The organism is Nibrella viscosa (assembly GCF_039541875.1).
GTDB lineage: Bacteria > Bacteroidota > Bacteroidia > Cytophagales > Spirosomataceae > Nibrella > Nibrella viscosa.
In genome coordinates this window covers 1-13,549 of sequence record NZ_BAABHB010000025.1, presented here as the reverse complement: position 1 = coordinate 13,549, position 13,549 = coordinate 1, and the positions used below count along the sequence as shown (strand labels likewise).

At 56.6% G+C, this 13,549-nt stretch carries 16 protein-coding genes; 7 read left to right on the top strand and 9 right to left on the bottom strand.

Going from position 1 to position 13,549, the window contains the following annotated elements; all coding sequences use genetic code 11:
- The first annotated feature begins 86 nt into the window (after positions 1–86).
- Positions 87–260: a hypothetical protein gene (locus ABD931_RS28650; protein WP_345271534.1), complete on the top strand. Its 174-nt coding sequence runs from the start codon at positions 87–89 to the stop codon at positions 258–260.
- An 18-nt stretch (positions 261–278) separates the two neighbouring features.
- On the opposite strand, the gene ABD931_RS28645 is transcribed toward ABD931_RS28650, so the two are convergent.
- On the bottom strand, positions 279–1,166 hold the full coding sequence (locus ABD931_RS28645; RefSeq protein WP_345271532.1) for a helix-turn-helix transcriptional regulator: 888 nt from the start codon (positions 1,164–1,166) through the stop codon (positions 279–281).
- Positions 1,167–1,361: 195 nt separating this feature from the next.
- Between ABD931_RS28645 and ABD931_RS28640 the strand changes: the two genes are divergently transcribed.
- The 3 genes from ABD931_RS28640 (at position 1,362) to ABD931_RS28630 (ending at position 3,305) form a co-directional block, all read left to right on the top strand.
- Complete coding sequence (locus ABD931_RS28640; protein WP_345271531.1) at positions 1,362–1,649, top strand: YciI family protein; 288 nt, start codon at positions 1,362–1,364, stop codon at positions 1,647–1,649.
- 127 nt (positions 1,650–1,776) lie between these two features.
- Positions 1,777–2,457, top strand: a complete 681-nt coding sequence (gene hxpB, locus ABD931_RS28635) for a hexitol phosphatase HxpB (RefSeq protein WP_345271545.1) — start codon at positions 1,777–1,779, stop codon at positions 2,455–2,457.
- Between the two features lie 35 nt (positions 2,458–2,492).
- Positions 2,493–3,305 (top strand): PhzF family phenazine biosynthesis protein, encoded by an 813-nt coding sequence (locus tag ABD931_RS28630; RefSeq protein ID WP_345271530.1) that lies wholly within the window; start codon positions 2,493–2,495, stop codon positions 3,303–3,305.
- Between the two features lie 20 nt (positions 3,306–3,325).
- On the opposite strand, the gene ABD931_RS28625 is transcribed toward ABD931_RS28630, so the two are convergent.
- Positions 3,326–3,718, bottom strand: coding sequence for a DoxX family protein (locus tag ABD931_RS28625; RefSeq protein ID WP_345271528.1), 393 nt, complete (start codon positions 3,716–3,718; stop codon positions 3,326–3,328).
- Positions 3,719–3,878: 160 nt separating this feature from the next.
- Between ABD931_RS28625 and ABD931_RS28620 the strand changes: the two genes are divergently transcribed.
- From ABD931_RS28620 to mtgA, 3 genes are all read left to right on the top strand, one after another.
- The gene (locus ABD931_RS28620) at positions 3,879–4,034 is read left to right on the top strand and encodes a hypothetical protein (RefSeq protein ID WP_345271527.1); all 156 of its coding nucleotides are present in this window, start codon (positions 3,879–3,881) and stop codon (positions 4,032–4,034) included.
- Between the two features lie 82 nt (positions 4,035–4,116).
- Positions 4,117–5,253, top strand: coding sequence for a radical SAM family heme chaperone HemW (hemW, locus tag ABD931_RS28615; RefSeq protein ID WP_345271526.1), 1,137 nt, complete (start codon positions 4,117–4,119; stop codon positions 5,251–5,253).
- Between the two features lie 76 nt (positions 5,254–5,329).
- The gene (gene mtgA, locus ABD931_RS28610) at positions 5,330–6,199 is read left to right on the top strand and encodes a monofunctional biosynthetic peptidoglycan transglycosylase (RefSeq protein WP_345271525.1); all 870 of its coding nucleotides are present in this window, start codon (positions 5,330–5,332) and stop codon (positions 6,197–6,199) included.
- Positions 6,200–6,247: 48 nt separating this feature from the next.
- Here the strand turns inward: mtgA and ABD931_RS28605 are convergent, their stop codons facing one another.
- The 7 genes from ABD931_RS28605 to mgtE all read right to left on the bottom strand — a co-directional run bounded on the left by ABD931_RS28605 (position 6,248) and on the right by mgtE (position 13,336).
- On the bottom strand, positions 6,248–6,574 hold the full coding sequence (locus ABD931_RS28605; RefSeq protein WP_345271524.1) for an MGMT family protein: 327 nt from the start codon (positions 6,572–6,574) through the stop codon (positions 6,248–6,250).
- 85 nt (positions 6,575–6,659) lie between these two features.
- Complete coding sequence (locus ABD931_RS28600) at positions 6,660–7,229, bottom strand: DUF3109 family protein (protein ID WP_345271523.1); 570 nt, start codon at positions 7,227–7,229, stop codon at positions 6,660–6,662.
- 161 nt (positions 7,230–7,390) lie between these two features.
- The gene (locus ABD931_RS28595; RefSeq protein WP_345271521.1) at positions 7,391–9,634 is read right to left on the bottom strand and encodes a LysM peptidoglycan-binding domain-containing protein; all 2,244 of its coding nucleotides are present in this window, start codon (positions 9,632–9,634) and stop codon (positions 7,391–7,393) included.
- 42 nt (positions 9,635–9,676) lie between these two features.
- Positions 9,677–10,318, bottom strand: coding sequence for an O-methyltransferase (locus tag ABD931_RS28590; RefSeq protein ID WP_345271520.1), 642 nt, complete (start codon positions 10,316–10,318; stop codon positions 9,677–9,679).
- A gap of 173 nt (positions 10,319–10,491) precedes the next feature.
- The gene (locus tag ABD931_RS28585; protein ID WP_345271519.1) at positions 10,492–11,490 is read right to left on the bottom strand and encodes a polysaccharide deacetylase family protein; all 999 of its coding nucleotides are present in this window, start codon (positions 11,488–11,490) and stop codon (positions 10,492–10,494) included.
- 29 nt (positions 11,491–11,519) lie between these two features.
- Entirely contained in the window at positions 11,520–11,972 is a 453-nt protein-coding gene (dtd, locus tag ABD931_RS28580) for a D-aminoacyl-tRNA deacylase (protein WP_345271518.1), read from the bottom strand.
- Between the two features lie 14 nt (positions 11,973–11,986).
- Entirely contained in the window at positions 11,987–13,336 is a 1,350-nt protein-coding gene (mgtE, locus tag ABD931_RS28575; RefSeq protein ID WP_345271517.1) for a magnesium transporter, read from the bottom strand.
- Positions 13,337–13,549: the final 213 nt, after the last annotated feature.

Genomic DNA, 13,549 nt, shown 5'->3' with positions numbered 1-13,549 from the left:
TCAAATAACCACCTTCGATTTGACAATTTGTGTCGCTGATTCCTGTGACTTGTTAAATTTGCCTAACTACTGTTCCAAATTGGCCGATGAACAAGAAATCAAAAGACTATGGTGCCCTTAAAAACACTATCACAGGTAAGACTTTCCGTGAAATGAGTTGGGAAGAGATTCTGAGTCTTCCCGCTGAGCGGCTGTCTCGTGAGGAAGCCATGCTGCGTATTGAACAGGCCCGCCAGGCCGCTCAGCAGAAAAGAAAATAGTTTCTGCTTCCATATTCCTCACCAGATGGCCGTTGCAGCCCGTTCGCGCAAATACCCCTTCAACTCCTCTGGTTCGTCAACCTGAACTTCACCCGGCAGGCCCAGAATGAACCGGCCGATGCCCCGGAAGTCGCGCACTTCGCCCCGGAAACAGTACGGCCACTTACCCGTTTCGCAGGTTTCCGTAAAGGCTCGTGTGGGTGGGTAGTCCTCGATCAGCAGCCGGTACGCCCGGCTCGTCAGTCGCAGCAAAACGCGGTGTATGGTGTTGCCCGACCAGCCGAAAAGGTCTACCGGCTGTTCGGCTTCGGTATAGGTGCGTGTGGAGTCCAGCACCTGCACGTCTTCAATGCGCCGGGTCTTAAAGGTCTTTTCCTTGCCGGACACCGGTTCGTAGGCAGTTAGCAGCGCAAAGTTTTCGGTAAACGACAGCGGATCGACCAGCCGGTCGCGGATGCTGCCGGAGTTGGCCGACTGGTAGCGCACCAGCCGTACCTGCCGGTTGTCGCGGATGGCTTCGGACAGCCGTTCGACTACCTGCCCCTGGTGGCGGTCGAGGAGTTCGTCGGCCAGCGGCACCAGTTCGGAGGTCAGGTACAGTTTCCGGCGGATACTGCTCCGTAGCGGATTTTCGGGCGCGGCGCTGGTCAGCAGGCGGCTCACAAGCGCCGACTCTTCGGGCGTAAAGGCAGGCCGGCGCGGAGAGTCGGCCTCAAACAGAAAATGCCGGTCGTGTTCGTCGGTGTCCACCAGATACCCGATTTCCTCCAGTAGCTTCAGGTAGCGGTAAACGGTTCGTTTGTTAACCTCCAGCGAGTCGGCCAACTGCTGAAGGGTGCGACCGGGCCGGTCGGCCAGCAGGCGGATCAATTTAAACAGGCGCAGGAGTTTCTGTTGTTCAATCATGCAAGAGAGCAGAAACTTAAACCTATTGATTAATGAACGGAATTTCAACTGAGGTGGAGGAGATTCGGTCTCATGATTTACTAAACGGTAAATAACCCCTCGGAACAGTAGCAGCCGCTCGCCTGCCTATCGAAAAAAATAGTACCTTGCCCGCCAGAATTGCCTTTAACACATAGCCTACGCCATTTTATCACCATGCACTACGTTATTCACGCGTATGATTATACGGATGAGCAGGCGCTCGACCGCCGGATGGCCGCTCGTCCCAACCATTTCGAAACCGCCCGGGGCCTGAAAGCCAACGGCAACTTTGTCATCGGTGGGGCTCTGCTCGACCCCGAAGGCCGGATGATCGGCTCCATGATGGTCGTGGAGTTTGAGTCGGAGGAGCAACTTCAGCAGTGGCTACAGAATGATCCCTATGTGACCGGCCGCGTCTGGGAAAAAATTGATGTGAAGCCCTTCCGGCCGGCAGCGGTTTAGCCGGGTCGGCTAACCACTCAGTCAATGAGCGGGTTACCTTAGTACCCCTTCCGGAATTAAGCAGCAGAAGCACGGTTTACCTGTAATGTCTTGCTTCTGCTTACAACCTGAACAAGAACCTGTGCGTATGATTTGTGCCGCTATATTTGATATGGACGGCCTGCTGGTGGATTCTGAACCCCACTGGCGGATTGCCGAAATAGAGGTGTTCCAGACCGTGGGGCTGGCGCTGACCGAAGAGATGTGCAAGCGGACAACGGGTATGCCCATCGAATCGGTGGTGGAGTACTGGTACGAGCGCCGGCCGTGGACCAACCGCAGCCGCGCCGAGGTCGCCCATGAGATCCACGGAAAAGCCTTCGACTATATAGGGCACCGGGCCGGACCTATGCCCGGTATGCTCGATCGGCTACAGTATTTCCGGGCAAAGGGTATCCCGATGGCCATTGCCTCGGCCTCGCCCATGAACCTGATCGAATTGGTGATTGACCGGCTGAACATTCGTGAATTCTTCGTAGTTTGGCATTCGGCAACGCTCGAAGCGCGGAACAAGCCCCACCCGGATGTGTACCTGGGCACGGCCCGCAAACTGGGCGTTGATCCGGCCTGCTGCCTGGCGTTTGAAGATTCCGGCAATGGCCTGAAATCGGCCCACGCGGCCGGTATGATAACCGTAGCGGTGCCGGCCGATTACGAGTTCGACGATTCAAAGTTCGATCTGGCTACCCTGAAAATTCCTTCGTTAGCGGCCTTTGATGAGTCTCTGTTTCTGGCTTTGCAGGCTGAAGTTGATACTACGCCCTCGTAACCACATTATCCCGTTCCTGTTATACCCATACCCTCATGCCGATACGCCTTTATCAACTGGATGCTTTTACCGATCAGTTGTTTGCCGGTAATCCGGCCGCTGTTTGTCCGCTGACCGACTGGCTGCCCGATGAACAGATGCAACAGATCGCGGCCGAGAACAACCTGGCCGAGACCGCTTTTTATGTAAAAACCGAGCAGGGCTACCACATCCGCTGGTTTACGCCCGCCGTGGAGGTAGACCTGTGCGGTCATGCTACCCTGGCGGCCGCCTATGTAGTCTTTTTTCTGGAAGACAGACCGGCAGCCGAGCATATATTCTTTGACTCGCGCAGCGGAACGCTGAAAGTCTGCCGCGAGGGTGATTTGCTGATTCTCGATTTCCCGGCCGATACGCTCACGAAGCCTCCGCTGCTGCCGCCGGCGCTCACGGCCAGCCTGAACCTTAAACCAGCCGAAGTCTACAAAGGCAAAACGGATTTTCTGGTGGTGTATAAAACGCAGGCCGAGATTGAAGAGCTCACCCCCGATATGCACGAACTGGCAACAGTACCGGCACGGGGCATTATTGTCACGGCCCCCGGCAACGATGTCGATTTTGTCTCCCGGTTCTTTGCCCCGCAGGTAGGCATCAACGAAGATCCCGTTACGGGCTCGGCACATACCACCCTGATTCCGTTCTGGGCCGAGCGCCTGGGCAAGACGCAACTGACCGCCCGGCAGTTGTCGAAGCGCGGGGGATATCTCGAATGCAAACTCCACGGGGACCGCGTCGATATGTCCGGCAAGGTGCAACTCTACATGAAAGGGGAGATCCTGCTGGATGTGCTGGTGTCATCGGGCGAGTAATACCTCCCAGGGGTACTCATTCAGACCCCCTCATCAATGGAAGGCTTGCCGGGACCGTTGAGCAGCAGGAAAATGCTCATGGCAAAGAGGTTGATAGCCGGAAATGCATTTTTGTACGTATCGCCGATGGCAATATGCCCCATCAGGATCGCAAAGGCGAAATTAATGGCCAGGACCGCCCCGGCCCAGCGCGTTTTGAAGCCGATTACCATCAGTATTGCACCGATGAATTCGGCGTAGGCCGATAGGGCGGCACTCACCAGGGGGAAGGGAAAACCCAGGCTTTTCAGCCATTCGGCATAGCCCGGAATCCCTTCTGCCGGGTGCAGCGCCGTGTGGCCGGCAACATCAAAAAGCTCATACCCAAAGGCGAGCCGGAGCAGAAACGGGGCGTAGGGGCGTAGGCGGTGCATACCCGTAAAAATATAAATTCCCCGCCAATCGCAACTACCTGCCGGCAAATTGACAAGCCGACCGGTTGCTAACCCATAAAAACCATAGAATTATTTTCTCGTTTTATTTGTAATTGTTCTAAATAAACAGGAGCTTTGCATCGTAATCCAGAAAATAGTCATGGTAGTCGCAGAAAAGCCGGAAGCAGCGGAGTTGACATTTAACGTAGGGAAAGCCTTGGGTGAGAATCCGTTTGCCGGTCAGGAGTGTGTCCTGAAGAAGTGCTGCAAAAAATACAAGAAAGGCAAGCGCTGCAAAAAGTGCCCCGACGATTAATCGTTCTCCGTTAGGCCTTTCTTCCCTTTCTCCTTTCGTCGTCCGGGAACCCCCGGCCTTTCTTTTGTGTACTACAGACGCCATGCATCTGTATCTGCACATACCGTTTTGTAAGCAGGCCTGCCACTACTGCGATTTTCACTTCAGCACCAATCAGACGCTCAAAGCCGAGCTGGTGGCCGCCATGGCGCACGAAATTCATCTGCGGGCCGATTACCTGCCCACCCGCCACCTGGAGACCATTTACTTTGGTGGAGGCACGCCCTCCCTGCTGACCGAAGCCGAACTGGCCCAACTCTTCGACGCCATCCACCAGCAGTTTACCGTAGCGCCCCAGGCCGAAATTACCCTTGAAGCTAATCCCGACGACCTGCTGCCGGATAAACTAACCATGCTACGCCGGTATGTCAACCGCCTGAGCGTGGGCATTCAGACGTTTGATGAGTCTACCCTCCGGTGGATGAACCGGGCGCACACCGCCACCGAAGCCAAACAGTGCGTGCGCCTGGCGCGGGAGGCTGGTTTCGACAACCTTAGCGTCGACCTGATCTACGGCATTCCGAACCGCGCCGAAGACCGCTGGCAGGCCGACCTGGAGCAGGCTCTGGCGCTGGATGTGCCGCATATATCGGCCTATAGCCTCACCATCGAACCCAACACTGCCTTTGGCCGCCGGCAGCAGAAGGGGAAGCTGCAACCCACCGAGGATTCACTGGCGGCAGAACATTTTGAGCAGTTGGTACATGCTCTGACCGGTGCCGGCTACGAACATTACGAAATCGCCAACTTTGCCAAGCCCGGTTGCTACGCCCGGCACAACAGCGCCTACTGGCAGCGACGCCCCTACCTGGGCATTGGCCCGGCAGCCCATTCCTACAACGGCCACAGCCGGCAATACAATGTGGCGCATAATCCACGTTATATAACCGGGCTACGAAAAGCGACACTTCACTCGGGCCAGATCCCGGCGGAGCGGGAGGAGTTAACACCCGCCGATCAGGTAAATGAATACCTGCTGACAGGCCTGCGCACCAAATGGGGATGCCGTATCGAGGAGCTGAACCACCTGCTGGGCAGTGACTTTTTAGCCGTTAATCGGTTGGCTGTTGAGAAGCTGCAAACGGCCGGTTGGCTGCTGATCGACAAGGGTGTACTGCGCCTGACTGAGGCCGGCAAGCTCTTCGCCGACCGCGTGGCGGCTGAGTTATTTGTGGACTGATGGATAAAGATTAGTCCCAAGAAGCCGCAGTTACCGCTTTTTTTGCCATTTTCGCCCGCTAATCAACCCGTGTAGTATGAGTCAGGAGCGGCCCGCCAACCGATTTCGCAACCAGGCCCGTCAGGTGCCACCGACCAAAGCGGCCGGCTATTCGGCCGGCTCGTACCGGGCGCAATCGTCCGGTGGCCGTAGTTCCGGGTCACGGTCAATGAGCCGGGGGTATTGGTCAACGGCGAAGGCCTTTATGCGGGAGCGGCCACTGCTGCAACGGCTCTATGGGTATTTTCTGAAGCTGCTGCTGTTTGCCTTCCTGTTTTCCGTGCTCTGGGTGGTGGTGCTGAAATTTGTTCCTGTCTGGTTTACGCCCCTGGTCGTTGCCCGAAAAGTTGAAGCCATCGGCGCGGGTGAAGACAGTAAGATTTATAAGACCTGGCGCTCGTACGACAGGATTTCCAAAGAAGCCGCGCTGGCCGTGGTTGCGTCTGAAGACCAGAATTTTCCGACCCATTGGGGCTTTGATCTGGACGAGATCAAAGACGCCCTCAGCGAAAAGCGGAAGCGGTTGCGCGGAGCCAGCACCATTTCGCAGCAGGTGGCCAAGAATGTGTTCCTGTGGAACGGCCGCAGCTATATCCGCAAAGCGCTGGAGGCTTACTTTACCATTCTGATCGAGCTGATCTGGGGAAAAGAACGCATTCTGGCGGTGTACCTCAACGTGGCCGAAATGGGGCCGATGACCTTTGGGGTAGAAGCGGCCTCACAGCGTTACTACGGCCACGCGGCCAGTACGCTGAGCCGGGCCGAAGCCGCCCGGATTGCGGCCGTGCTGCCCAGTCCCCGGCGGTTCTCCATCCGCAACCCATCGGCGTACGTGCAGCGCCGGACCAGTCAGATCATGCGCCAGATGCGGGCGCTGGGTGGGCAGGCGTATATCCGGGACTTATGATTGGTTGCGTAGTTGATTGGTTAACTGGAGACTGAGGGTAGCCGGAGCCTATACCGTTAGCTCTGTGGCGGGGTCCCAGAATAGGCGGTCAAAGTCTACCACGCGATCATCGGCTACCTGTATGTCTTCGGCTTCCAGCCGTTCCTGCATGGCTGTAGGGTGACCAAAGAAGTGCTTGCCCGACAACACGCCTACGCGGTTAACCACCCGGTGCGCGGGTACGTCCAGCCCGTGCGAGCTGTTCATGGCCCAGCCCACCATCCGCGCCCCCGCCCGCAGGCTCAGGTATCGCGCAATAGCTCCGTAGGTGGTAACCCGCCCCGGCGGCACCTGCCGCACAACATCGTAAACGTCCTGGAAGTAATCGCGCGGCATATGAATCGTTTAAGGTTTAACGTTTGACGTTTGACGTTAGCTTCGCCTGCTGTAACGTCAAACGTCAAACGTTAAACCTTAAACGTTAAACCTCCCTTCCTTCCACCTCCCGCACCAACGCATCATACCATGCCTGACCGTAGGCGCGGACGAGGGCTTCGCGGACGAATTTGTAGATGGGTACGTTCAGCTCCTTGCCGAGGCCGCAGGCCGGGCTGCAAATGGGCCAGCGGTCGTAGTTGAGGGCGTGGTAGTGCTCGTATTTGGTAATCCGGATGGGGTAGAGGTGGCAGGAAATAGGCTTTTTGAAACTGATCTTGCCGTCGAGGTAGGCCTGTTCAATGCCGCACTTCAGGGTGCCTTTTTCGTCGTAAATGGCGTAGACGCACTCCCGGCCGTTGATGGTGGTGGTGACGTAATCACCGTCGAAATCTTCTTCGTACAGCCCCTGCTCCTCAATGGCTTTGATGCCCTCGGGCGAGAGGTAAGGCTTTACGTTCGGATATATTTCTTTCAGGATCGCCAGCTCACTCTGCTCCAGGGGGGCACCCATATCGCCTTCTACGCAGCAGGCTCCTTTGCATTTATCGAGGTTACAGACAAAAAATTTGTCGGCTATATCGTCGCTGATGCAGGTGTTATCGATTAAAATCATACGTTTCGTGTACAGGCATCGTTACCAAATGCCCCTATAAAGTTAATCAATAACCCCGACATCTTAAAACTGCCATAAAAAACGGGGAGTACACAGCCGCCTGGCTATATACTCCCCGTTATTGCGCCGGCGTAGTCGGTGACCAGCCGGTGTCGCGCCGGTTACAACGGCTTGATAATCTTTATCCGCTGCCCTTCTTTTACCGTCACATCCGAAAGCTGATTCCACTCCTGAATTTGCTCAATGGTAACTCCGTACTGCTTCGAAATCCGGTACATGGTCTCACCCTTCATGACCGTATGGTACTGCGGAGTGGCCGGAGCCGCCGATGGAGCCGCCGGGCGGGCCGACCGGGTTGCCTCACTACCTGCTCCCGCAGCGCGAACGATCAGCTCCTGGCCAATGGCCAGTTTGTCGTTCAGCGTCAGGTTGTTCAGTGCCAGCAGTTGATCGATTGTCAGGCCATACAGCTTGGAGATGCTGTAATAGGTCTGACCGGGCTGTACGCTATGCGTCGACGTGCCTGTCGGGGCCGGCGTTGCGGGTTTGGCGGCCGCCGGGCGGGTTGTGGCCGGTACGGAGGCCGGTGTGCCGGCCGGGCGGCTATAGGTTGCTTTCGGGTCTGTGCCCGGATAAACCGCTTTGGCAGGCGTTGCCGCCGGGGGCGGGGTAGTTGCCGGGCGGGTGTTGGTCGCCAGGTCTTCTTCGGCCGGCCGGACAATAATAACGCGCTGATTGGCCACCCCCGACGCCGGGGCCGATGGGGCCGGGGTAGTTACCGGTGTTTCTGCCGGCCGGTCGGCAGTGGGGGCCGGTGCGGGAGGAGTGGCGCGGTTGGTGGGCTGACTGCTCGGCCGGGAAGCTACTGATTCCTGACGCTGCGTTTCGGCCGGGCTTTCATCGGGGGTTACCAGTTTCGGCTGATACAGTTTGCGTTCGGCCGCCGTGCGTGGAATCGCGTTGCTGTTGTCGGCCGGCCGGGTAGCCGGGGTGCTGCGGCTGTCGGTCTCGTTCCGGGCTACGGTCGAACGGTCAGGGGCCGGGGCGTCCGGTGCATTGATAACTTCGACCGCGCCGGCAGGCCGGCGCTTCTGAAGCCACATTACCCGGCCTACCTGTAGTTTCTGAATCCGGTCGAGCCGGTTGTAGCGCATCAGCTTCTTCAGCCGGACCGCGTACATCTGCGAGATACCCCGCATGGTTTCGTCTTCCCGGACGGTATGGTACGGGATCATTCCTTTCCGGCGCTTTTTCTCCAGGTAGTATACGTCGCCGGTAAGGACCGGATCACGCTCGCCCATGTCGTTGTACCGTAAAAAGCTGGCGAGGCTGATATCGGCTTTATTGGCCAGGGACGAAGGCGTGTCACCGGCCTGCGCCTGAATACCCTTGAGGCCGTTGATTTCGTAATAGATAGGCTCGTTTTTGGCGCTGCCGGGGGGCGTAATCCGGCGCAGTACCGGAAAGCCAATGTCATCGCCGTCCGGAATGGGCTGTTTTCTGGCTGCCAGCACCGGCTTGTCGGTAGGTACGGGGTTCAGCCGGCGACGGATGTCGGCAAGCCGGTCGTTCGGTACCGGAAGTGCCATCACATACGGTTTATCGTTCGGCACTACATCGCCCGCAACCCAGCGGTTGTATTTACGCAGTTCGAACTCATCAAGCTCGAGGTCGGCTGCGATCTGGCTGAACGCCTTGCCGTTCCCGTTGGGGTAGGTCAGCAGCGCAATCGGATTAGACGGCGTGAAGGTCTGCAGCGCATTTTCGATGGCCAGCTTATGCGCGAAGCACCGGAGAATATACCGGTCGGTGCCGGCATTAACCGAAATTTCGCGGGCGTTGGCCCATTCCTGCGGGATAATCCGGCTGATACCGCCGGCACCCAGGTAGTAGGAGTAGAGGGCCGAGACCCAGTTGTTGAAAATGGCATTTGTCCGTTTCAGGTAGCGGGCAGCTCCCCGCGTGGAGGCTGTGATGCTCTTGCGCTCGTCGATCTCGTCGTCTACGCGCAGACCGTGGTCGAGGGCCGTTTCGCGTTTAAACTGCCAGTACCCAACGGCCATCGAAATAGAGACGGCATCGGGCGTGAGCGAACTTTCCTGCACGGCCAGGTATTTGAAGTCGAGCGGTATCTGCTCTTCCGTAAAAATGCCTTCAATGATGGGAAAGTAAAGAGCCGCCCGGTTGAGCTTCATATCCCAGTACTGCCGGTTCGCCATCAGCGCGTTGATGTCCTGCTGAATAAGCGCACGGGCACCTTCATCCATCTGTACGGAAATACCGGCAAACAGCAGTTGGGTTGGTACCACCGGAACGCTGCGCTGGGTGCCGGGCTGCGGCTGAGCCAGCGAATGCATCCAGATCAGGACCAAAAGGCAGGTAATGGGGACATGTAGTTTCTTCATAACAGATTGTCTTTGTCGGTCTGCTCAGTTCAAAATAAGGTTCTACCGTTTTCGGATCATCAGTAAGCCATCCCGGATGGGTAGCAGGATATTGTCGACCCGTGGGTCATGCTGTACTTTTTCGTTGAACGCCAGCACGGCTTTGGTGTCTTTGTCCGATGGTTTCACCGGCTCCACCACCTTACCGCTCCACAGCACATTATCGGCCAGCAGTATCCCGCCCGGACGTACTTTGTCCAGCACAAGATCATAATACAAGGCGTAGTTTTGCTTATCGGCGTCGATAAACACCAGATCAAATACCTCATCGATATCCGGAATCAGGTCGGGGGCGTTGCCCAGCCGGAAGTCGATGCGGTCGCCGTAGGGTGATTCGTTCCAGTAGGAGCGGGCAAAATCTTCCAGCTCTTCGTTGTTGTCGATGGTAATCAGCCGGCCATCGTCGGTGAGCCCTTCGGCGAGGCAAAGTGCCGAATAACCGGTATACGTGCCGATTTCGAGAATACGCCGGGGCCGCAGCATGTGCGAGATCATGGCCAGGAGCCGGCCCTGCATGTGGCCCGACAGCATACGGGGCCGCAGCATATGGGCGTGGGTGTTGCGGTTGAGCCGCTTCAGCAACTCGCTTTCGGGAGTCGTGTGGGCGTCGGCGTAAGCCGACAATTCAGGTGGCAGAAACTCCATTCGGGTCAGGAAAGACGTCCGGGTAGTGGTCCGGAAACGCCTGTCTCGGTGGTTTGGGTAAAAATAGCGTTTTCTGATAAACGGACACTATACTTCTGCTGGTATGTGGCTAAAAAAGATAGCAGCCGGTCTTTTGAACCGGCAAGGCTATGTAGCCGGGACCTTGCCGACCGTTATTTTACCTGCTTTCGCCGGCTGATAAGTTCCCGCCAGGTGGTCAGGATAATGCCTTCTTTATCAATAAAGGCTTTCAGGGCCGGGTCCATCATGGCCAGCATATCGCCTTTGCGGGTGGGGCCGGAGTCGCTGATCTGGGAGAAGAGTTCACCCGGATCGGTGGCGTGGTTGATGATAAAGGTGATGCCCGGCCGGCAGGCTTTCAGGAGGTCTATGTACTTCTGGGTCTTAAACTCCCGCAAATTCTTGTCGGTCACGGGCGTACCCTTCGGTAAATTCCAGCCATAGGTGTCGGCGTACAGGTCATCGATAACGGGCAGGCCGGCATCCCAGAGTTGCTGCCCAATCAGGCGGGCGGTTTGCCGCAGCTCTCCGGTCATTCGGTTATCGTCGGCAATCAGAGTAGCGTGCCCGCCGGGAAACATCACGGGTATCTTTTCGGTAATGCCGACCTTTATATACCGGTCGAGAAATTTAGGCTCGAACAGCGTACCCATGTGCGAATCGATATGGGTGGGTTCTAGGCCAAACCCCCTGAACCGGGCAATCTGAGCGCGTAGTTCGGCCTCCACTTCGTTGGCCGATGCGTGCTGAACAACCTGCTGAACACCCGGCCAGAAGGCACCCTGCCCGTCGTACAGGCCGGGCGCTTTGTCGCGCCCCACCAGCGGGAACCAGCGGTAGTTTTTCCATTCCGAGGTTAGGGTCAGGTGCACCCCGGCATCAACCTGAGGATGTTGCTTCAGGTAATCGAAGAACTGCGGAACCCAGCCGCAGGGCATCATCACACTGGTGGAGTTGGCGATACCCTGCTCCATCGATTTGATGGTGCCCTGGTTGGATTCGTAGCTCATACCGGCATCATCAATGTGCAGGATAATCACTTTTTTGTCTTTGGGAAAGCCAAGCTTTTCGGCAAAGGTTTGGGGCTGCGGTTGAGCAGACACGAGCGTAAGCGTTAAGCCGCTGATAAGCAGCGTCAGGATTAGGTTCATAAAGGGGGCAGGTGTCATTTAAAGACCAATTATACCTTATTTTTTGAGTCAATCACAATCGTTACCGGACCATCGTTGATCAGGGCTACCTTCATCTCGGCCCCGAACTCGCCGGTTTCGATGGGTTTGCCCAGATCAGTCGCCAGTTGCCGGATCATCTGTTCGTAGAGCGGAATGGCTACCTCCGGCCGGGCGGCTTCGATAAACGAGGGGCGGTTGCCCTTTTTGGTGCTGGCATGGAGCGTAAACTGGCTGATGAGCAGGATATTGCCGTCTACGGCCTTGATGTCGAGGTTCATCTTGCCCTCGGCATCGCCGAAGATGCGCATACCCACAATTTTCTTGCTGAGCCAGTCGAGGTCCTCGCGGGTGTCGGTATGGGTAATGCCGAGCAGGATCAGAAAGCCCAGCCCGATTTTTCCTTTTACCTGACCTTCAATGGTGACGGATGCTTCAGAAACGCGCTGGATTACGGCAATCATGGGGTAGACGGGGGTTATAAATGCAGCAGCAGATCGGCAATCAGAAAATAAACGCCAATGCCGATGAGGTCATTGGCGGTGGTAATGAACGGCCCCGAGGCTACGGCCGGATTGATGCCGATGCGGTTGAGCAGCAGGGGGGTAATGGTACCCATAAACGAGGCCAGCATTACCACCGACAGCAGGGAGGTAGAGACCACAAAAAACAGCCGGGGTTCGCCGATGATAAACGTATAGGCACCCGCCAGCAGCCCTACCACCAGACCGTTGATGAGCGCCACCAGAATTGTCCGGAGCAGCCGCTGTCCCATGGATGCCGTTAATCCGCCCTTATCGGTCAGGCTCTGCACAATCAGCGAAGCGGTTTGGATACCCACATTCCCGCCCGTGGAACCGATGATGGGAATAAAAGCCGCCAGGGCGGCAATCTGGCTCAGTTCGTCCTGAAAGCCGTTGATGACTGTGGCCGCCATCAAACTCCCGACCGCACCAGCTACCAGCCAGGGCAACTGCACTTTGGCACGCTGCCAGATGTTATCGTCTTCGACCACCTCACCCGAGATACCCGAAATGGCCTGAATGTCTTCTTCGGCTTTTTCGGTAATCACGTCTACAATGTCGTCGATGGTGATGCGGCCCAGCAGCCGGCCCTGCACGTTGACCACCGGAACGGCTTCCAGGTCGTACCGCTGCATGATTTCGGCAACCTCGGTGACCGGCCGGTAGGTCTCCACAAAAATGATGTCTTCGTCGTAGATGTCGGCAATCTTTGCGTGTTTCCGCGACAGCACAATTTTTTTCAGCGAGACGTACCCCAGCAGCTTGCCGGCATCATCGATTACGTAAACAACATGCACTTTTTCAACATTCTCGGCCTGCTGACGAATCTCTTCAATACACTGGTTGACGGTCAGGTTGAGGTTGATCTTGATCAGCTCCTTCTGCATCAGACCGCCGGCCACGTCTTCGTCATAATGCAGCAGGTCCAGAATGAAGCGGGCCTGCTCGCGGTCTTCCAGCAGGCCGATTACTTCCTCGCGAACCTGAATGGGTTGCTCGTTCAGGATGTCCACCGCATCGTCGGAATCCATTTCATCCACGTAGGGGGCTAGCTCCTGAGAAGAAAACGCTTCCAGAAAATCTCTGCGGTCGCCGGGGTCCAGATTCGCCAGAATTTCGGCACCTACCTTCCGGTCCAGCAGGGTGAGCAGGTAGCGGGCCTGATCCGTTTCCAGTTCGTACAGAATACCCGAAATATCGGCCGGATAAAGTTCTTCCATCTCGGCCCTCAGCAACGCATCATCCTGGTCGGCGATTGCCGTCTGGATTCGCTCGAGGTATTCTTTGGTTAATTCAAATGTCATACATGTATCCCGGAATGTAATTCCGGCCGTGTTTGTAGAACGGACTGGGTCGCCGGGCGATGTAATTCCGGCCGTTGTAATTCGCCCGGAATTACATCGCTTCGGCCTTTAGATTTGATTCATTGTACGATTCCAGGACGAGTCGTATAACTTAGGGCCACTCACAAAAAGTGAGCGACCAACCCCAGCAGGGACACCTTAACGCTTCGGCCA